This is a genomic window from Thalassobium sp. R2A62, assembly GCF_000161835.1.
Taxonomy (GTDB): Bacteria; Pseudomonadota; Alphaproteobacteria; order Rhodobacterales; family Rhodobacteraceae; genus Thalassobium.
In genome coordinates, this window is the sequence record NZ_GG697169.2 from 1,179,239 (window position 1) to 1,197,324 (window position 18,086).

At 56.2% G+C, this 18,086-nt stretch carries 18 protein-coding genes; 1 reads left to right on the forward strand and 17 read right to left on the reverse strand.

The annotated features are described in order from the left end of the window. Positions 1 to 127 precede the first annotated feature (127 nt). The 12 genes from ftsZ to ftsW all read right to left on the reverse strand — a co-directional run bounded on the left by ftsZ (position 128) and on the right by ftsW (position 10,769). Positions 128 to 1,717 (reverse strand): cell division protein FtsZ, encoded by a 1,590-nt coding sequence (gene ftsZ / locus TR2A62_RS05810; RefSeq protein WP_009160835.1) that lies wholly within the window; start codon positions 1,715 to 1,717, stop codon positions 128 to 130. Between the two features lie 177 nt (positions 1,718 to 1,894). Further along, positions 1,895 to 3,229 (reverse strand): cell division protein FtsA, encoded by a 1,335-nt coding sequence (gene ftsA / locus TR2A62_RS05815; RefSeq protein WP_009159335.1) that lies wholly within the window; start codon positions 3,227 to 3,229, stop codon positions 1,895 to 1,897. After that, on the reverse strand, positions 3,229 to 4,095 hold the full coding sequence (locus tag TR2A62_RS05820) for a cell division protein FtsQ/DivIB (RefSeq protein ID WP_009158292.1): 867 nt from the start codon (positions 4,093 to 4,095) through the stop codon (positions 3,229 to 3,231). Before TR2A62_RS05820 ends, ftsA begins: the two co-directional genes overlap by 1 nt. Then, a complete protein-coding gene (locus TR2A62_RS05825) occupies positions 4,083 to 5,003 on the reverse strand; it encodes a D-alanine--D-alanine ligase (protein ID WP_009157679.1) in 921 nt (306 codons plus the stop codon). The genes TR2A62_RS05820 and TR2A62_RS05825 overlap by 13 nt, the downstream gene beginning before the upstream one ends. A gap of 81 nt (positions 5,004 to 5,084) precedes the next feature. After that, positions 5,085 to 6,011, reverse strand: coding sequence for a UDP-N-acetylmuramate dehydrogenase (gene murB, locus TR2A62_RS05830; RefSeq protein WP_009159972.1), 927 nt, complete (start codon positions 6,009 to 6,011; stop codon positions 5,085 to 5,087). Continuing rightward, a complete protein-coding gene (locus tag TR2A62_RS05835) occupies positions 6,008 to 6,298 on the reverse strand; it encodes a hypothetical protein (RefSeq protein ID WP_009158725.1) in 291 nt (96 codons plus the stop codon). The genes murB and TR2A62_RS05835 overlap by 4 nt, the downstream gene beginning before the upstream one ends. Beyond that, positions 6,295 to 6,588, reverse strand: coding sequence for a hypothetical protein (locus TR2A62_RS05840; RefSeq protein WP_009159314.1), 294 nt, complete (start codon positions 6,586 to 6,588; stop codon positions 6,295 to 6,297). The genes TR2A62_RS05835 and TR2A62_RS05840 overlap by 4 nt, the downstream gene beginning before the upstream one ends. Beyond that, positions 6,588 to 6,839 (reverse strand): DUF2484 family protein, encoded by a 252-nt coding sequence (locus tag TR2A62_RS05845; RefSeq protein ID WP_009158516.1) that lies wholly within the window; start codon positions 6,837 to 6,839, stop codon positions 6,588 to 6,590. Before TR2A62_RS05845 ends, TR2A62_RS05840 begins: the two co-directional genes overlap by 1 nt. After that, positions 6,836 to 7,090, reverse strand: coding sequence for a DUF2484 family protein (locus TR2A62_RS05850; RefSeq protein ID WP_009157751.1), 255 nt, complete (start codon positions 7,088 to 7,090; stop codon positions 6,836 to 6,838). The genes TR2A62_RS05845 and TR2A62_RS05850 overlap by 4 nt, the downstream gene beginning before the upstream one ends. Then, a complete protein-coding gene (gene murC / locus TR2A62_RS05855; protein WP_009158316.1) occupies positions 7,087 to 8,487 on the reverse strand; it encodes a UDP-N-acetylmuramate--L-alanine ligase in 1,401 nt (466 codons plus the stop codon). The genes TR2A62_RS05850 and murC overlap by 4 nt, the downstream gene beginning before the upstream one ends. 13 nt (positions 8,488 to 8,500) lie before the next feature. Further along, positions 8,501 to 9,598: an undecaprenyldiphospho-muramoylpentapeptide beta-N-acetylglucosaminyltransferase gene (gene murG, locus TR2A62_RS05860; RefSeq protein ID WP_009157951.1), complete on the reverse strand. Its 1,098-nt coding sequence runs from the start codon at positions 9,596 to 9,598 to the stop codon at positions 8,501 to 8,503. A gap of 4 nt (positions 9,599 to 9,602) precedes the next feature. Further along, positions 9,603 to 10,769 carry a putative lipid II flippase FtsW gene (ftsW, locus tag TR2A62_RS05865; protein WP_009158717.1) on the reverse strand — a complete coding sequence of 389 codons (1,167 nt, stop codon included), beginning with the start codon at positions 10,767 to 10,769 and terminating at the stop codon, positions 9,603 to 9,605. A gap of 150 nt (positions 10,770 to 10,919) precedes the next feature. On the opposite strand from ftsW, the gene TR2A62_RS05870 reads away from it, so the two are divergent. Next, positions 10,920 to 12,092 carry an NAD(P)/FAD-dependent oxidoreductase gene (locus tag TR2A62_RS05870; protein ID WP_009160039.1) on the forward strand — a complete coding sequence of 391 codons (1,173 nt, stop codon included), beginning with the start codon at positions 10,920 to 10,922 and terminating at the stop codon, positions 12,090 to 12,092. Positions 12,093 to 12,108: 16 nt separating this feature from the next. Here the strand turns inward: TR2A62_RS05870 and murD are convergent, their stop codons facing one another. Genes murD through TR2A62_RS05895 form a run of 5 tightly spaced genes read right to left on the reverse strand, consistent with a single transcriptional unit; the run spans position 12,109 to position 18,070 of the window. Continuing rightward, positions 12,109 to 13,515, reverse strand: a complete 1,407-nt coding sequence (murD, locus tag TR2A62_RS05875) for a UDP-N-acetylmuramoyl-L-alanine--D-glutamate ligase (RefSeq protein ID WP_009160824.1) — start codon at positions 13,513 to 13,515, stop codon at positions 12,109 to 12,111. Between the two features lie 12 nt (positions 13,516 to 13,527). Beyond that, entirely contained in the window at positions 13,528 to 14,061 is a 534-nt protein-coding gene (locus TR2A62_RS05880; RefSeq protein WP_009158275.1) for a hypothetical protein, read from the reverse strand. Beyond that, the gene (gene mraY, locus TR2A62_RS05885; protein ID WP_009159202.1) at positions 14,061 to 15,143 is read right to left on the reverse strand and encodes a phospho-N-acetylmuramoyl-pentapeptide-transferase; all 1,083 of its coding nucleotides are present in this window, start codon (positions 15,141 to 15,143) and stop codon (positions 14,061 to 14,063) included. The genes TR2A62_RS05880 and mraY overlap by 1 nt, the downstream gene beginning before the upstream one ends. Before the next feature lie 27 nt (positions 15,144 to 15,170). Beyond that, positions 15,171 to 16,589 carry a UDP-N-acetylmuramoyl-tripeptide--D-alanyl-D-alanine ligase gene (gene murF, locus TR2A62_RS05890; protein ID WP_009160241.1) on the reverse strand — a complete coding sequence of 473 codons (1,419 nt, stop codon included), beginning with the start codon at positions 16,587 to 16,589 and terminating at the stop codon, positions 15,171 to 15,173. Then, positions 16,586 to 18,070 carry a UDP-N-acetylmuramoyl-L-alanyl-D-glutamate--2,6-diaminopimelate ligase gene (locus TR2A62_RS05895; protein ID WP_009157603.1) on the reverse strand — a complete coding sequence of 495 codons (1,485 nt, stop codon included), beginning with the start codon at positions 18,068 to 18,070 and terminating at the stop codon, positions 16,586 to 16,588. The genes murF and TR2A62_RS05895 overlap by 4 nt, the downstream gene beginning before the upstream one ends. Positions 18,071 to 18,086: the final 16 nt, after the last annotated feature.

Genomic DNA, 18,086 nt, shown 5'->3' on the forward strand with positions numbered 1-18,086 from the left:
TGAAACATGTCCGCGAGCGGACGGCGAATTCCTGCCCAAATTCATTTTTGGTCGCGCAGAACCCGTTGTTCTGAAACGAAAAAGGGCTGCGCAATGGCAGCCCTCTTCCTAAAATTGTGACGCGGCGTTAGTTCGCTTGGCGACGCAGAAACGCTGGAATTTCGATACGTTCCTGCTCTGGATCAACCTGCTGCGCAGGTTGCTGCTCTTGGTGCATCTGCTGAACCGGCGGCTGCTGGCGTGCAGGTTCTGCAGCTTCAGCGTTTTGACCAGTCATGCGGTTGATCAGAGAGTTGATCAAGCGCGGACGCTCGTCGTCTGCTATCGGAGCGTCTGTTGCAGGTGTTGCTGCAGCAGGGGCTGCGCCGGTTGCTGGGCCACGTTGAACAGCGGCTTGCAGACGCGCCATTGCTTCTGGCGAAGGCTGACCTGCAGGACGCGCCTGAGGTGCAACGAATGCTTCTGCAACTGGCTCGGCTGGTGCCGGTGCTGGCTGATATGCGGGAGGTGGCATGTCATCCAACTGTTCGTTCATTGGCTCAAAGATGTCTTCAGCTTGCTCTTGCTGCGCGGATGCAGTCGCGTCAAATCCCGAAAACAGCTCGGGTTCTGCTTCAACTTGTGGCTGCTGGGCCGCTACTGGCGCAGCAGCAGGTGCCGCCGCAACAGGTGCCGGATCGTTCGTCACACGCTCGGTCGAGCCGATGGCCGACAAGCTGCGGCGTGGCAAAGGCATATCTGCGTGGCTTTCGACAGCATCGATGCCAGTCGCGACAACGCTGACACGCATGCCACCTTCCATTCCAGCATCGAGGGTCGAACCCACGATGATGTTGGCTTCTGGATCGACTTGCTCGCGGATTTTGTTGGCCGCTTCGTCGAGTTCGAAGAGTGTCAGATCGTAACCACCAGTGATGTTGATCAAAACGCCCTTGGCACCGTTCAGCGAAATTTCGTCGAGCAGTGGGTTCGCGATCGCCTTTTCTGCAGCTTCAATAGCGCGGTTTTCACCGGTCGCTTCGCCTGTGCCCATCATCGCCTTGCCCATCTCGTCCATTACCGCGCGTACGTCGGCAAAGTCGAGGTTAATCAGGCCAGGACGAACCATCAGATCGGTCACACCCTTAACACCTTGGTACAGCACGTCATCGGCGAGACCAAAGGCTTCGGTGAATGTTGTTTTCTCGTTGGCGAGACGGAACAGGTTCTGGTTTGGAATGATGATCAGTGTGTCGACCACCTTTTGCAGCGCCTCAACACCGGCCTCAGCCTGTGCCATACGCTTGCCACCCTCAAACTGGAACGGCTTGGTTACAACACCAACAGTCAGGACACCCAATTCGCGTGCGGCCTGTGCAATAATTGGCGCGGCACCCGTACCAGTGCCACCGCCCATACCAGCAGTGATGAAGCACATGTGTGCGCCAGCGAGATGATCAACGATCTGCTCGATGCTTTCTTCAGCAGCGGCGGCGCCAACAGTTGCCCGTGCGCCCGCGCCCAAACCTTCGGTGACTTTCACACCCAGCTGAACCTTGCTTGACGACTTGGAGGACTGCAACGCCTGAGCGTCTGTGTTCGCCACAACAAAATCAACACCCTCGAGCTCTTGCTCGATCATATTGTTGACCGCGTTGCCGCCTGCCCCACCAACACCAAATACGGTGATGCGTGGCTTTAATTCTTCTTGCCCTGGCATGGTGAGGTTCAGTGTCATGTGTCTGTCCGCCTGTTTTTGCTAGCCCCGAGCCACCGGGTATTTTTTGCCTAATTTGCGCTATCGTAGCCGTTTTGCCGCACCTCGTCACGAAAAAAACACGATTCAGGCACTAAATATTGACTGTTTTGGGCATGTTGTTCGCCGGATATCGTCCAATCGGCAAGATATTGCGTATCACCAGTTGTCGCGGAACCAACGGACAGCGCGTTTAAGCGATCTGGCTGGATAACGTTCGGCGGGAATATCAAAATCCCACCACTCGTCTTGCGGGTTCGCAGCAAAGAGGCACAGCCCCACTGCGCTGGCAAATGCGGGACCCGTTGCAGCCTGTGGCAAGCCTTGAACGCGCAATGGGCGACCCAGTCGCACCTGCTGCCCCAAGATCTTGGAAGCCAATCCATCAAGGCCAGGAATTTGGCTTGCACCACCGGTCAGAACGATCTGTTGGCTCGGCAAATGCTCGAACCCTGCTGCATCTAATCGGCTGCGCACCTCTTCGAGGATCTCTTCGACCCGTGGCCGCATGATGCCGATCAGTTCTGCGCGACTAACGGTGCGACGATCATGTTCCCAATCGCCAGTGTCGCCGCCAATTTCGATCATTTCGCGGTCGTCCATGCCGGTGGCGAACACGCCGCCATAGAATGTCTTGATCCGTTCTGCAGTCGCCGTTGGCACCTGCAAACCCATCGAGATATCGGACGTCACGTGGTCCCCGCCCATGCGGACACTATCGGCATAGATCATATGCTTTTTGATAAAGACGCTGATGCCAGTTGAACCGCCGCCCAGATCAATACACGCCGATCCAAGCTCTTGTTCGTCTTCCACCAGCGATGAAATACCCGCCGCATAAGCAGACGACGCAACACCGGCCAGTTCTAGGTCGCAGCGTTTGATACAATAGAGGATGTTCTGAACCGCAGCGGCATCCACAGTCAGCAAATGCATGTCTGTCGTCAGCTTGTGACCGATCTGGCCCCGCGGATCAGCCAGACCGCTGCGATGATCCAGCGCAAAGTTAATCGGTTGTGCGTGCATCACCTCGCGGTCTTCACCGTAATCCGGCACTTCGCACGCGGCCAAGACGCGGCCCACATCAGCCTCTGAGACAAAGCTGCCTTCGATCCCGACTTCACCATCCAGTCCGTATGAACGAGGGCGCGCACCTGCAAGACAGGCAATCACATGATCAACCCGAACCTGAGCCATCTTTTGCGCAGCCTGAACAGCCGTGCGGATCGCGCGTTCAGTTTCTTGCATTGCATCGATTTCGCCAAAACGAACACCGCGCGAACGCGTTGTCGCGGCACCGATCACCCGAAACGACGATTGCCCAGCCATTGAACCCACGCCATCGGCGTCTTTGAAACGGTCAGGGCCATCAAAACGAAGCACCAGACACCCAATCTTGGAGGTCCCGATGTCGAGGATGACGATGACGCCCCTTTGCATGGCGGCCTGCCGCATATTCCGCATTGCCCGCTGACGCTGATACAGGTCTGTCATCAGTTCCCGTCCCCAAATTCTGTTTGTTTAATTGTCCGCAACGCTTCGGCTGCTTGTGTATTCAATCGAATGGTCGGACGATCTTTGTGACGCAAGTCCACAACCGCGACGTCGCGATCCAACAATTCTTGGGCTTCGTGAAGCACGATGACCCGTTCAAGCGCTTCAAGCGCACCGTGAGTTGGCAAAAGAAGTCGCTGCTCGCGGTCTAGGACCACATCCCAACGCCGCTCGCCCATACGGACCAATCCGCGCACACGTGTCGAGATCGGCCCCGTTGCTGCAAATAGCTCTAGCGCCTCATCAATGTGATCTTGGGCACCATCACCAGCGATCAAAGGCAGGTCAGCCCGATGACTACGCGCGTCGATCGGCCCCACAAAGACGCCAGAACCGTCAATCATGCGCAGCCCGTCACGGGTGCGCCAAATTGCAACGGGAACACGTTCTGCGATGTCGACCTGCAAAATACCGCCTGGGCGCACGCGCAATGCAGCACCCTCAACGGCATTTAGTGCTTCGATCGTCAGACGCATCTCTTCGAGGTCCAGATCAAAGGAACTGATCGGGAAATCCACTGGCACAACAGTCCGCACATCGCCCGAGGTCATCGGCCCTGCCCCGTCAATCGCCATAGCAGACACCATAAATTCTGGCCGCTCTTCAATCGAAGCCCGAATGTCGGCGACAGCCTCGCTTGTTTTCGCGCGCCGACCTTCATCCATAAAATAGAGCCCGACGCCAGCGGCCATCACCAAAATAGGCAAACCCTTGCGCAACAAAACGCGAAACGTCGGTGTCAGCATCAGACGCTGATACCGGTATCCCCAACGGCTGGGGGCTGGATCACGCTTTACCTGTTGCATGTCGCATCCTCGATGATCCAGCGCATCAGGTCGGGAAAGCTAATCCCAACGTGGGCGGCCTGTTCAGGAACCAACGACGTCGGCGTCATTCCGGGCTGTGTGTTTGTCTCGAGCAGGATCAAACCGTCGATGCCACGTGCTTCGTCCCAGCGGAAATCTGTGCGTGTCGCACCGCGACAGCCCAACGCCACATGCGCGCGCAAGGCATAGTCCAAGCAGGCATCATGAATTTCGGATGGAATGTCAGCAGGCAAGACATGGCGCGATCCACCTTCGACATATTTGGCGTCGTAGTCGTACCAGCCATCCGTAATGATATCGGTCACGGTCAAGGCGCGATCACCTAGAACAGTGGTTGTCAATTCGCGACCAGGTGCAAATGCTTCGACCATCACCTCGTCTGGCATCTCATCGCCCAATGTGGGGGGCCCGTTCGCCCCATCCTCGACCAGATACACGCCAACGGACGAGCCTTCGTTGTTAGGCTTGATCACATATGGTACATCTAGAACATGGCTGACTTGGGCGGCCTCTTTGCTGACCAAACGGCTTTCAACAACGGGCAGTCCCGCTTCGACAAAGACCTGTTTGCTGCGCTGCTTGTCCATCGCGAGGGCCGAAGCCAAAACGCCGGAATGGGTGTAGGGGATTTGCATCCACTCAAGAATACCTTGAACACAGCCGTCTTCCCCCCAGCGACCGTGGAGCGCGTTGAATACAACATCGGGTTGGTGTTCGGCCAGATGCACAAAAAGATCGTGGCCTGCATCGACCTCGATCACTTCATATCCATTTTCCCGCAAGCCAGTAGCACACTCAAACCCTGAGCTCAGCGACACCTCCCGCTCTGCGGACGGCCCACCTTTTATCACTACTATCTTGGGGTTTGCCCTGCTCGACATTCCCATACGCGCCTTAAATGCGGATCTTTTGATCCATTCTATTCTATCAGTGCGCCTTCGTTATTTGCCTGCCAGAAGGTCGCCTGTTTATGCAGCCGGTTCACCGACCCGCATAATTTCCCACTCTAACGTGATCCCACTGGAATCGTAAACCTTTTTCCGCACATCTTCACCCAATCCTTCTAGATCAGCGGCAGTTGCGCCCCCCGCATTGGTCAGAAAATTGGCGTGCATCTCGTTCATGACGGCCCCGCCGCGGATCGCACCGCGCATGCCAGCGTCTTGGATCACCTTCCACGCTTTCAACTCTTGGCTGTCATCGGCCCGTCCCGTGCTTGAGAAACCAGCAGGGTTGCGGAACGTACTGCCTGCAGTGCGATCTTTCGTAGGTTGTGTCTCGTCTCGTTTGGCCAGTTGGGCCGCCATGCGGTCGTTCAAGGTCTCAGCGTCGCCTGCAACCCCCTTCAAGACAGCCGAAATCAAGACTGCTCCTTGGGGCAATTCTGTCTGGCGATAGGCGAATTGTAGGTCATTCGCGCTCAGCGTCTTGATCGTCCCGTCGCGCAGCACGACAGTCGCGCTCTCGAACACATCCGCGACATAGGACCCATAGCACCCCGCATTCATGCGAACAGCGCCACCAATGCTGCCCGGAATGGTCCGCAAAAACGTCAGATCGACGCCAGCATCTGCTGCACGCCGCGCAACATGGACATCCAATGCCGCGGCACCTGCAGTAACTTTCAGCCCATCGATTTCGATGCCATTGAACCCGCGCCCCAGCCGGATGACGACACCACGAATGCCACCATCGCGCACAATCAAATTGCTACCCACACCCATCGGAAACACAGGCACGTCAGACGGCAAAGCCGATAAAAAATCGGCCAAATCCTCGACATCTGCGGGTTGGAACAGCACATCAGCAGGTCCGCCCACGCGCAACCACGTCAAATCATCTAGGGACCGATCAGGGGTCAGTCGCCCGCGAACTGGGGATAACTTATCAATCATGTCTCATCTCTCCACCGCTTGACGAGGCCAACAATCGTCACTGTCACTCCAAAGACCAGCCCAGGCACAATCACAAAGATAAACCCAAAATAGAGCGTTGGATCCGCGTCCCGAATGGGCAAATCTCGTGCCCAGCGGATAAACACCAAAACACAAAGAATAAAGATGAACCAATAGAGCCAGACCCAAACGCCGCGTGTGCGCGCGATGTAATAGGGTCCAAGGCAAGACGCGAGAAACACCAACGCAAAGCTGGCAATCTTGATCAGGTTCATAGCAAAAATCATCGGCGCATCCTCTTAAACCCGACACCACAACCATAGCAGATCGCAAAGGCGACAAGCCCCACGAGCCATCCCGCCGCAAACAGCAAAAACCCTGAAAAGAACGGGGCCGGTATGTCAGCCGTCAGAACGAGCACGCCGTTTACTACCCCTAGGGCCATCATGAAAGCAGTGTAGATCACCAACCTTTTGCGGAACCCAGCAAAGCCATCGTCGAGCCCAGCAAAAATGGCCCCAATCATCGTCCAGATGGTAAACCCAATCCCTCCGAAAATGACGGCGACCCCAGCCATTACGCGCGCCCAAACAGGCCACGCAGCCAGCGAGATAGGTAGATCACAGGCCACCGCAGAATGCTCATCGCTGCGATCAAAACGATAGCTACGATCAACACGCCGTTTTCATAGGCCACAAAACCAACCAGCGGGATACCAACAGCGATCAAGACATAAGCGTTGCGCCAGTGGTGATCTTTGCTGGGCAAAAACGCGATGAGATTGGCCACGACCAACCAAACCAACGCAAGGATCAAGGACAGGCTCATTTGGGGATCACGGGCGTTTCACCCCACGCACGGCGCCAGAGGTATTTGAGAGGATTGCGGAACATCGAAACAAAGGCAAACACGCCAAAGGCTAGCCAAATCCAGCCATACGCGCAGCCGATCCAAATCAATAGGATGGGGGCCATTGCCAACAGGGCTACGCCGGGAAAGTACTGTCTGCGCATTGGCAGCATTGCCACGACGACCGATGTCAGCACCCAAAATGCACCTAGGATCAGCGGAATGCTCATTTTTCCAGACGAGCAGGCAGGTTATTCGCCCAAGCACTGATTGTACCCGCGCCGAGACACACAACCATGTCGCCCGGTTTGGTCTGCTCGCGCACAAGACGTTCAAGATCTTCCTCACCCAGAATGCTGCGCGCGTGACGGTGGCCAGAACGTATCATACCCGCCACCAGATCATCCCGAGACGCACCTTCGATCGGGTCTTCGCCTGCGGCAAAGACTTCGGCAATCGCCGCGACGTCTGCGTCATTAAAGCAACCACAGAAATCATCAAACAGGTCATGCAAACGGCTGTAGCGGTGTGGTTGATGCACCGCGATAACGCGGCCATCGCAGGCCTGTCGCGCAGCTTTGAGCGCGGCTGCAATCTCGACTGGGTGGTGCGCATAGTCGTCGATAATCGTCACGCCGTTGACCTTGCCGACACGGGTAAAGCGGCGGTTCACCCCTCCGAAATTTTCGAGGGCCGTTTTGATTTCTTCACTCTTCATGCCCAGATGCCGCGAGACCGCAACAGCGGCCAGCGCGTTTGACACGTTGTGATCACCCGGCATTGGCAACATGCAGCCTTCGATCACCTGATCTTCGGACTGAAGCTGGATGTCGAAGTAAGCAGAGCCATCTTTGTAGCTGAGATTGATCGCGCGCACGTCGACCTGCGCGTTAAACCCGTATGTCACAACGCGGCGGTCAGTGATCTTGCCAACCAATGCCTGCACTTCGGGGTGATCGGTGCAGCAAACAGCCAACCCGTAGAATGGAATGTTTGATACAAAATCGAGAAAGCCCTGACGCAAGTTATCAAAGCTACCCCAGTGTTCCATATGCTCTGGGTCGATATTCGTGACGACTGCGATTGTCGCTGGCAAACGGTTGAACGTGCCGTCGCTCTCGTCCGCTTCGACTACCATCCAATCGCCTTGCCCGACCCGTGCGTTCGAACCATATGCGTGGATGATGCCGCCGTTGATCACGGTCGGGTCAATCCCACCCGCATCCAGCAATGCCGAGACCATAGTTGTGGTCGTTGTCTTGCCGTGCGTGCCCGCAACCGCAACATTCGATTTCAGACGCATCAGTTCTGCCAGCATTTCCGCCCGACGTACAATCGGCAGACCCTTGGCCCGCGCCGCGTCGTATTCTGCATTGCCGGGTTTTATCGCCGACGAGATCACGATGACCTCTGCCCCATCAAGGTTTTCGCCGCTCTGCCCTTCAAAGACCCGAGCACCCAATGTTTCCAATCGGTCGGTGATCTTGGATTTCTTTAGGTCCGACCCTTGGATCGAATACCCATGATCCAGCAGAACCTCTGCAATTCCGGACATCCCAATCCCACCGATGCCGACAAAATGGATGGCACCGACATAGAGGGGAAGTTTTGTCGCGGCTGCATTCATGGGTCTGTCCGTTCTACGTGTTGGGCTGCGCAAGAGCCGTGACAAGCCCCGCAAGACGTTTGGTCGCGTCAGGGATGCCTTGGCCCACTGCGGCACCAGCCATCTGGGCGGCGCCACTAGGATTATTAATGATTGTTGCGATTTGCTCGGCCAATGTACCGACTTCGAGCTGGGATTCAGGAACGAGAATGGCCGCCCCTGCATCTGTCAGACCTCTCGCGTTTGCGGTCTGGTGATCTTCGGTTGCGGCCGGAAATGGCACCAGGATTGATGGTCGCCCAATCACGCTAATGTCCGCGACAGACGACGCGCCGGCACGGCTTATGACCAGTTGCGCCTCTGTCATGCGGTTCGGGACGTCTGTGAAAAACGGCTGGACGTCGGCATTGATTCCTTCGTTCGCATAGTATGTCGCCACACGCATCAAATCTTCGTCGCGAGCTTGATGGCTCACACGGATGTTGCGCAGCGTCTCTGTCGGCAAGGATGCGATCGCTGGCGGCACAATGTCAGACAGGATGCGCGCCCCTTGGCTTCCGCCCATCACGAGGATGGACATCGGATAATCACCTGGCGCGATGTACCCCGCCGCCGCACGTTCTAGGATCGCACCACGCACTGGATTGCCTGTGTGAATACCTTCTAAACCCGCTGGCAATGTTGTCGGCCAAGTGCCACAGGCCACCTTGTCGACCCGCTTGGCAAAGAGCTTGTTCACCCGCCCCAAAACGCCGTTTTGTTCGTGGATCATGCGCGGTTTACGCAAAACCCATGCCGCGGCGATTGCGGGGATCGAAGGGTAGCCACCAAAACCGACAACAACGTCCGGTCTATCGCGCATCATACCAAACGTGGCACCAACGACACCGGCCATAATCCGGAACGGCGCCATCAATTTTGCAGCGATCCCGCGATGGGCAAAGGTCGCACTGCGCACCTGTTCTATCTCGACTGTATGGGGAAAACCACCCGTATACCGCGCGCCACGCTCGTCAGTGCTAAGCTTAACCCGCCACCCACGACGCACCATTTCCTCGGCCAGTGCTTGGGCGGGAAACATATGCCCACCGGTCCCACCGGCAGCCATAATCAAAAGTGGCTGATTGCTCATTGGTTTAGCGTCCTCGGCTCAACAGAATATCACCTATTTCGCCTTGGGGACGGGTGCGGGTAAAGGCCAAAAGCATTCCAACAGCAATTCCGCCAGCAATGAGCGAAGAGCCGCCGTAGCTGACAAATGGAAGCGTCATGCCCTTGGCTGGAAGCAACCGAACCGCAACACCCATATTGATCATGGCTTGGACACCGAAACCGCAGGCCAGACCTGTACCGGCAAGCCGGATAAACGGATCGCGTTCACGCATCAGCCGCACGAGACTGCGCACCATGATAGTCGCGTAAAGAACAATGATCGCGAGCACACAAACCAGGCCATATTCCTCAGCTGCGACGGCGATGATGAAATCCGTATGCGCATCTGGCAGCGACCACTTCACTTGGCCTTCCCCAACGCCGACACCAAAAAACCCGCCCTCTTGGATCGCATTGGTAGCATAGCCCAGCTGCGTGCGCGGATCGACATCAGGGCTGAGAAAGCCATCAATACGGCGCGCAAAGTGTTCAGAGTTAGAATATGCAATTGTGCCTGAAAACACGACCAAACCCGCAAGGATGACCAGCAGGATCATTGGCGCACCAGCAACAAAATACAGCACGCCCCATGAAAACAGCACGAGGCAGGCCTGACCAAAGTCTGGTTGCAGCGCCAACATCAGCACGATCACAACGGCAAGAATAAAGGAATACGCTTTGCCCGGAGGGCCACCAACCTGCTGGCTCGCGGCCATCAGCCATGCGGCCATGACGATAAATCCAGGCTTGAGAAATTCAGATGGCTGCAACGATGCAAAGCCGAGCGAATACCAACGCACCGCCCCTTTACCAAAGTCCGTGCCAAAGAACGGCAACAGCGCCAGTGCGATAAACGAACAAAGAAACCCGAGCACGGCCAATCGCCGGACCAGAACCGTCGACATCATCGACGTGATCAGCATCGCCGTCAGCGCCGCGCCACCAAAGATCGCCTGTCGTTGAACATAATGAAAAGGCTCGAACCCGTTCTTCGCAGCCAAGGGCGGCGAAGACGCGAGGCCCAGCAACAAGCCGATACCAAAGAGCACAAGAATGCAGGACATCGACCATTTGTCGACCGTCCGCCACCATCGTGGAAGAACAGGATCACCGTCCCGCGTTGGGACTGTGCCAAAAACCATCTCTGTCATGGGCTTACCGCTTTACTGCCTCGAACACTGCCCCTTTTCGGGGTCTATTTCTCAATCATAGCGACAAAACCTGTGCGAATCTACCACAAAAATAGGGACTCCACGTGTCTGAGGCGTTGCCAATCACGCAGCAGTGGGCCAAGGAAAGCCATGCAAGCCAAGACCCTGATCATAGGTGCCGGTGCCGCCGGACTGATGTGTGCCGCCCAAACCGGGGCAGGCACCATTGTCATCGACCACGCCAAAGCCGCTGGCGAGAAAATCCGAATTTCCGGAGGCGGCCGCTGTAACTTTACCAATATGGGATGCGGAGCTGATAACTTTATCTCGCAAAACCGCCATTTCGCTAAGTCAGCGCTGAAGCGGTACACTCAGTGGGATTTCATCGAAATGGTCGATCGCCACGACATCGCATGGCATGAAAAGACGCTAGGCCAGCTGTTTTGCGACGAAACCGCCAAAGACATCATCAAGATGTTGATTGCCGAGTCACCCGAAATGGATCTGCGCCTTCGCACGTCGCTGGTGTCTCTCGATCAAACAGAAAACGGGTTTCGCGCTGTTATCGAAACAGGTGGTAAACAAGACACGTTGAATGTCGCGAACGTTGTTGTCGCCTGCGGCGGTAAATCGATCCCCAAAATGGGTGCAACCGATCTTGGGTATAAGATCGCGCAGAAATTCGGCCACCAGATCATCGAAACGCGCCCTGCTTTGGTTCCACTGACCTTTTCGGGCAATCCGTTTGCCAGCATGTCCGGCACCGCGGCACCGGTGCGGCTAACTGCAAATGACACCAGTTTTGACGAAGCGTTGTTGTTCACCCATCGCGGTTTGTCTGGACCGGCTGTCTTGCAGGTCTCATCCTACTGGACCGAGGGCGACAGCATAACGGTTGATCTGGCGTCAAACGGTACCCTGCCCCAAACGATCAAGACAGCGCGCAGCACAGAAGGTCGCAAAGATCTGACCACTATCCTCGCACAACACTTGCCAACGAAACTGGTCGCGCACCTAAGCACGCTATTGGACCTGTCTGGCAATGTCGGTGATCTAAGCGACAAGAAGATTGATGCACTGGTCGATGATTTGCGCAACTGGTCGCTGACCCCAAATGGGTCAGAGGGGTACCGCACAGCCGAGGTCACGCTAGGTGGCGTCGACACGGACGGGCTTTCATCGAAAACGATGATATCGAAAAATACGCCCGGCCTTTATTTCATCGGCGAAGTCGTAGACGTCACAGGCTGGCTGGGCGGATACAACTTCCAATGGGCTTGGTCATCTGGATGGGCCGCCGGACAGGACATCGCGGGGAATTAGTCCGCTGCAGCCACGACTAGGCGTCTTTGAGAACCGATTGCACCTGTTCCGCAAAATCGTCGCCGCGTTTTTCAAAGCTGTCATATTGATCAAAGCTGGCCGCCGCTGGTGCCAACAGAACCGTGTCGCCCGCTTCTGCATCTTGGTAGGCCGCAGCCACTGCTTCTTGGATAGTTGTGCAAATCTGCGTTTCGACACCTTCCAACTGGCGTGCAAAGCTCGCAGCCTCGCGTCCAATGACATAGGCCTTTCTGACGGCACCCAACTGATCCTTCAGGCCAGTCAAGCCGCCTTCTTTTTCCAGACCACCGCAAATCCAGCGGATGTTTTTGAACGCGGCAAGTGCTTTGGCTGCGCTGTCCACGTTCGTGGCTTTGCTGTCATTCACATAACGCACGCCGTCTTGATCCGCGATTTGCTGACTGCGATGGGGCAATCCACCAAAGCTGTGAAGCGCCTGTTCGATTACCTTAGGTGCCAAACCTAACGAGCGGCACGCAGCATAGGCGGCACAAGCGTTCTGGTGATTATGCGCACCGGGGAGCCCAATGATATCGCGTAAATCAATCGATCCCGCCTGACGGCCATTGCGGTATTCGGACAAGAACCCTTTTCGCGCAAAAATGTTCCAGCCCGGACCCTGCAACTTGCGATCAACCGAGATCTGAATAATCCGCGACGGATCCATTCCGTCCATCATTTGGTTGGATAGATATTGGCCTTCGACCTCGTCCACACCAATCACTGCCCGCTCGGGTCCACCTTCTGCAAAAAGCCTGCGCTTGGCCGCGAAATACCCACCCATTCCAGCATGACGATCCAGATGGTCAGGGCTCAGATTGGTAAAGACTGCAATGTCCGGCGTCAGCGACCGAGCAAGGTCTGTCTGGTAAGAGCTGAGTTCAAGCACGACGACTTCGCCGTCGATCGCCGGATCAATATCCAACACCCCACGCCCGATGTTGCCAGCCAGTTGCGTTGGACGACCGACCTCGGTCAAGATGTGATGGATCAACGCTGATGTCGTCGACTTGCCGTTTGATCCCGTTACGGCGACCACTTGGGGGGCCACGTCGAAACGATCCCAATCTCCGGTGGCGTAGCTTCTAAAGAACAAGCCAATGTCATTGTCGACTGGAACACCCGCCGCCCATGCCGCCGCGATGGTTTTGTTTGGCTCGGGGTAGAGATGTGGAATACCGGGCGACACGATCAGCGCGGAAACTCCATCGAACCCACCCTGTTTTGTCAGGTCGCGAACCGTCAGCCCCTCGGCCTCGGCCGCCTCGCGTGATGCCGCGCCGTCGTCCCAAACGACAACCTGCGCGCCGCCTTCGGCCAACGCTGCAGCCGCTGCTAGACCCGACCGTCCCAATCCTAAGACCGCAACTGTCGTACCGTTATATCCACGTACTGGGATCATGAAATCACATTCCTATTTGCGGTCAAAGAGCGGGGCCATGAAACCGGCTGGGTTAACGTCGCCACCAGACGACGGACTAGGCCGTGGCACGATGATCTCGGGTTCGGCACTGTCATGCAAACAGGCCGCGACTTCGCAACCAATTGCCTCTAGTCCCGCGTTTTTAGCAATCTTGATGACCCACGGCAAAACGAGCGTTTGTTCAGCGGCAACACCATCTAGGATGGGTTGTTTAAGCGCATATTGTGGGCCGTTGGGACCGTCCTCGAACACCACAAACCGGTCTTCTTCCTCGATCGAAAGAAGCGGTCCTATCGCACGAAGTGCTACATCAATCTCATGCGGGACCTGCGGTGTCTGAGGAGGTCCGTCCATGAAAATCGCGACAGGAAAGTCATGCGCCATCGCGGCCACGTCGACTTCGATATGAAGAGTTGCTTCAGAGGTCGTGCTCAGCTGCGACACCTGTTTTAGAACAGCAGCAAACGCATCTGTCCGTTCGGACAGGCGCTGTTCGATCAGCGCAGTATACGCTGCTGCATCCATCAACGCACCTTGAGCGTAGCAAGGCCGATCATCGCAAGGATCAGACTGATAATCCAAAAGCGGATCACGATCTGAGGTTCGGCCCAACCCTTTTTCTCATAGTGGTGATGGATCGGTGCCATTAGAAACACCCGTTTGCCGGTGCGTTTAAAATAGAGCACTTGAATGATCACGCTCAACGCTTCGGCAACGAACACACCGCCAACAATCGCCAGAACGATCTCGTGCTTGGTCACGACTGCAATGCCGCCCAGTGCACCGCCCAATGCCAACGAACCTGTGTCGCCCATAAAGACAGCGGCAGGTGGCGCATTATACCACAAAAAGCCCAAGCCACCGCCGATGATCCCCATCGTAAAGATCAGGATCTCACCGGTTCCTGCAACATAGTGAACGTCCAAATATTCGGTAAAGTCGGTCCGGCCCACGGCATACGCAATCACACCCAAAGCACCCGATGCAATCATCACGGGCATAATCGCAAGCCCGTCCAAACCATCCGTCAGGTTCACCGCATTGGCCGACCCTACAATCACAAGGATCGCAAATGGCACGAACAGATATCCAAGGTTGATCAAGGTATCTTTGAAGATCGGGAACGCCAGCTGGTTTTGCAATCCTTCGGGATGGTACTGCGCAGCCCAGAATCCTGCGATCCCCGCGATCAAGAGGCCCAACCCAAGGCGAATTTTACCAGAAACACCGGCTGTGTTCTGCTTGGAAACTTTCGCATAGTCATCTGCAAAACCGATGGCTGCAAAGGACAATGTGACGAAGAGCACCATCCAAACAAACGGGTTATCAAGTCGCGCCCATAGCAATGTTGAGGTAGTCAAAGCACCGACGATCAGTAAGCCACCCATCGTTGGTGTTCCTGCCTTTTCAAAGTGTCCCTCTGGGCCATCTTCGCGGATTGGCTGGCCTTTGCCCTGACGGCGACGCAGCGCCATAATCAGTGGGCGACCAAAGACAAACCCGAACAATAGCGCCGTTATAAAAGCCCCGCCTGCCCGAAAAGTAATATAGCGGAAGAGGTTAAAGAAATCTCCTCCGTCCGACAGAGCGGTCAACCAATACAACATCTACACGTCCCTCAAGTTCTTTTTTTGTTAGACATCTCTCGGATGCCCCAGTTTACGCAGTGCGTCAACGATCAGGCTGACTTTGCTGCCCTTTGATCCCTTAACTAGGATCACGTCGCCCGCATCAATCAAACTATGTGCCTTACCTGCCAATTCGCCCGCAATCTCGACCCATTGCCCTCGTTGCCCTTCGGGCAATACATCATAAAGGCTCCGCATTCTCGGCCCGACACAGTGGACAACCGTCACAGCAGGGAGGCTAGGATCCGCCGCCATATCGGCGTGCATTTGCATCTCGGCTGAGCCCAGCTCTAGCATATCACCCAGCACAGCGATCCGGCGTCCTTTGACGATCCGGCCTACATTGTCACGGGGTTGGGTCGCGGCCAGAACTTCGAGGCTGGCCCTCATCGATGTTGGATTGGCATTGAACGCGTCATCATACAGATCAACGGTGTCATCTGAATTTTGCGTATCCAGCCGCAATGTCTCGCGGGTGCCGCGCCCCGCTGGGGGCAACCAGTTGGCCATATCCATCGCAGCGCGTGCGATATCGGCGCCAACCGCGTCACAAACCGCGACGGCGCCCAAGGCGTTCATCGCAAAGTGGCGACCAGCAACGCTGAGCTTGATCAGCAGTGGTGTGCCGTTAAATTCGGCGACAATGACCGTAGCGCTATCCGCCAGACGCACATCCGTCAGGACAAATGCATCGGCTTGGGCGCCAAACCATGTCACTTGTGTCTCTGCAGCAGCGGCCACATCACGGATGACATCCCATGTTTCGATATCACGATTGGCAATCAACGGGCCGTTCAATCCTTCGGTGATTGCGGCCTTTTCAACGGCAATCTCTGCGACAGATCCAAAAGCTTCGAGATGTGCAGGCGCGACCGTTGTGATCATGGCCGCATCAAGCTGCGCCATTTTCGCCAAAGGTGCAATTTCACCTGCGTGGTTCATCCCTATTTCGATGATCGCAAATTCCGTGTCCTGCGGCATCCGCGCGAGCGTCAAAGGAACGCCCCAGTGATTGTTATAGCTCGCTTCGGCCGCGTGGATCTTGCCTTGGGCCTGCAAAACAGTGCGCAGCATTTCTTTGGTCGATGTCTTACCAACAGAGCCGGTGATGCCGATCACCTTGGCCCCTGTTCGTGCACGGGCCGCAGATCCCAAATCTTCGAGGGCCTTTAGTACATTGGGGACAATCAACAGAGGCGCGTCATCGGCGACACCTTCAGGTCGGTGAGTGACCAACGCTGCAGCCGCCCCTTTGTCCAGCGCCATTCCAACGAAGTCATGGCCGTCCCGAATATCCGCTAGCGCTACGAATAGATCACCCTTGGCAATCGTTCGGGTATCGATTGAAACGCCTGATGCAGCCCATTCGCCTGAGGTTCTCCCGCCCGTCGCTGCAGCCGCATCAGTTGCTGTCCACAAGGTCATGCCAAACCTCCGTCCAAAGCCTCTACCGCGAGGCTTGCCTGTTCGACGTCATTAAACGGAAAAACATCATCACCGATGGTCTGACCCGTCTCATGGCCTTTGCCCGCGATCAACAACGCGTCGCCGGGACGCAGGGCATCAACCCCGCGCAAAATAGCCTCGGCGCGGTCACCTACTTCTGTGGCCTCGGGTGCGCCCAACATAACGGCCGTTCTAATCACGGCTGGATCTTCGCTGCGGGGGTTGTCGTCGGTGACAAACACCAGATCAGCCTCGCGCATCGCGGCTTCGCCCATCAACGGACGTTTGGTGGCATCACGGTCACCCCCTGCCCCGATGATAGCGATCAAACGGCCCATCACATGAGGACGCATCGCAGATAGTGCAGTCGCCACAGCGTCTGGCGTATGAGCATAGTCAACGAAAACCGCCGCACCATTGTCACGTGTCGCAGCCAATTCCATTCGCCCACGCACAGTCGTCAAATGCGGCAAGGTATCAAAGACCTCGTCAGCGTCCGCACCACAGGCAATCACCAAAGCGGCCGCTAGCAGCACGTTGTCCGCTTGGAACCCACCGATCAGGTTTAGACGCTTTACATAGGTTTTGCCTTCGAAATCAAAACGCAGATCCTGACCCGTTGCATCAAACCACTGCGCCAAAAGCTGTAGGTCAGCATGTTCAGAACGCCCAACGCCGATAACGTCAATCCCAAGGTCGTATGCGATTTCAGCCACTTCAGGGCCCTTGGGATCGTCAAGGTTCACAACTGCGGTGCTTTGGTCGCCCAAGACACGTGTAAAGAGCCCCATCTTGGCCTCAAAATACGCCTCAAACGTCTCGTGGAAATCCAAGTGGTCTTGGGTGAAATTCGTAAAACCAGCGGCCATGATCCGCACACCGTCCAGACGACGCTGATCTAATCCGTGCGACGATGCCTCCATCGCGGCGTGGGTCACGCCCGCGCTGGCCGCTTCTGCCAAGGTGCGATGTAATGTAATCGGTTCAGGTGTGGTGTGATTTAGCGGGGCGGTCCACGCCCCTTCGACACCTGTGGTGCCTAAATTAGCCGCAGCATAACCCATTTCGACCCAAATCTGGCGACAAAACGTCGATACGGACGTCTTGCCGTTGGTGCCTGTAACCGCGATCATCGTGTTTGGTTGCCCACCCGACCAGAGCGCCGCCGCAAAGGCCAGAGTTTGGCGCGGATCATCCGCCAATACGACCGCCACGTCCGATGCAGACGGCACATCAGCTGCCAAACGTGCACCCGCCGGATCGGTAAGGATCGCAGTCGCACCGCGTTCGATAGCCGTTTGGATAAAAGTGGCGCCATGCACATTGCTGCCCGGCAGCGCGGCAAATAGAAATCCGTCGCGAACTTCGCGACTGTCGACTGCTAGGCCCGTCACATCAGCCTTGCGGCCACCAGATGCTGTCAGACCGAGATCGCTGAGTGTTTTGCGGTGATCCGCCATGCCCTGAGCCCTTGCC

Excerpts from the sequence above, each read along its gene's own strand:
- ftsA (WP_009159335.1), bottom strand. The coding sequence starts at position 3,229 with ATGACAGACCTGTATCAGCGTCAGCGGGCAATGCGGAATATGCGGCAG.
- TR2A62_RS05835 (WP_009158725.1), bottom strand. The coding sequence starts at position 6,298 with ATGATTTTTGCTATGAACCTGATCAAGATTGCCAGCTTTGCGTTGGTG.
- TR2A62_RS05895 (WP_009157603.1), bottom strand. The coding sequence starts at position 18,070 with ATGGCGGATCACCGCAAAACACTCAGCGATCTCGGTCTGACAGCATCT.
- murD (WP_009160824.1), bottom strand. The coding sequence starts at position 13,515 with ATGATCCCAGTACGTGGATATAACGGTACGACAGTTGCGGTCTTAGGA.
- TR2A62_RS05870 (WP_009160039.1), top strand. The coding sequence starts at position 10,920 with ATGCAAGCCAAGACCCTGATCATAGGTGCCGGTGCCGCCGGACTGATG.
- ftsW (WP_009158717.1), bottom strand. The coding sequence starts at position 10,769 with ATGACAGAGATGGTTTTTGGCACAGTCCCAACGCGGGACGGTGATCCT.
- TR2A62_RS05850 (WP_009157751.1), bottom strand. The coding sequence starts at position 7,090 with ATGAGCATTCCGCTGATCCTAGGTGCATTTTGGGTGCTGACATCGGTC.
- TR2A62_RS05840 (WP_009159314.1), bottom strand. The coding sequence starts at position 6,588 with ATGGCTGGGGTCGCCGTCATTTTCGGAGGGATTGGGTTTACCATCTGG.
- TR2A62_RS05825 (WP_009157679.1), bottom strand. The coding sequence starts at position 5,003 with ATGGGAATGTCGAGCAGGGCAAACCCCAAGATAGTAGTGATAAAAGGT.
- mraY (WP_009159202.1), bottom strand. The coding sequence starts at position 15,143 with ATGTTGTATTGGTTGACCGCTCTGTCGGACGGAGGAGATTTCTTTAAC.
- ftsZ (WP_009160835.1), bottom strand. The coding sequence starts at position 1,717 with ATGACACTGAACCTCACCATGCCAGGGCAAGAAGAATTAAAGCCACGC.
- murF (WP_009160241.1), bottom strand. The coding sequence starts at position 16,589 with ATGACCTTGTGGACAGCAACTGATGCGGCTGCAGCGACGGGCGGGAGA.
- TR2A62_RS05880 (WP_009158275.1), bottom strand. The coding sequence starts at position 14,061 with ATGGATGCAGCAGCGTATACTGCGCTGATCGAACAGCGCCTGTCCGAA.
- murC (WP_009158316.1), bottom strand. The coding sequence starts at position 8,487 with ATGAATGCAGCCGCGACAAAACTTCCCCTCTATGTCGGTGCCATCCAT.
- murB (WP_009159972.1), bottom strand. The coding sequence starts at position 6,011 with ATGATTGATAAGTTATCCCCAGTTCGCGGGCGACTGACCCCTGATCGG.
- TR2A62_RS05820 (WP_009158292.1), bottom strand. The coding sequence starts at position 4,095 with ATGCAACAGGTAAAGCGTGATCCAGCCCCCAGCCGTTGGGGATACCGG.
- TR2A62_RS05845 (WP_009158516.1), bottom strand. The coding sequence starts at position 6,839 with ATGAGCCTGTCCTTGATCCTTGCGTTGGTTTGGTTGGTCGTGGCCAAT.
- murG (WP_009157951.1), bottom strand. The coding sequence starts at position 9,598 with ATGAGCAATCAGCCACTTTTGATTATGGCTGCCGGTGGGACCGGTGGG.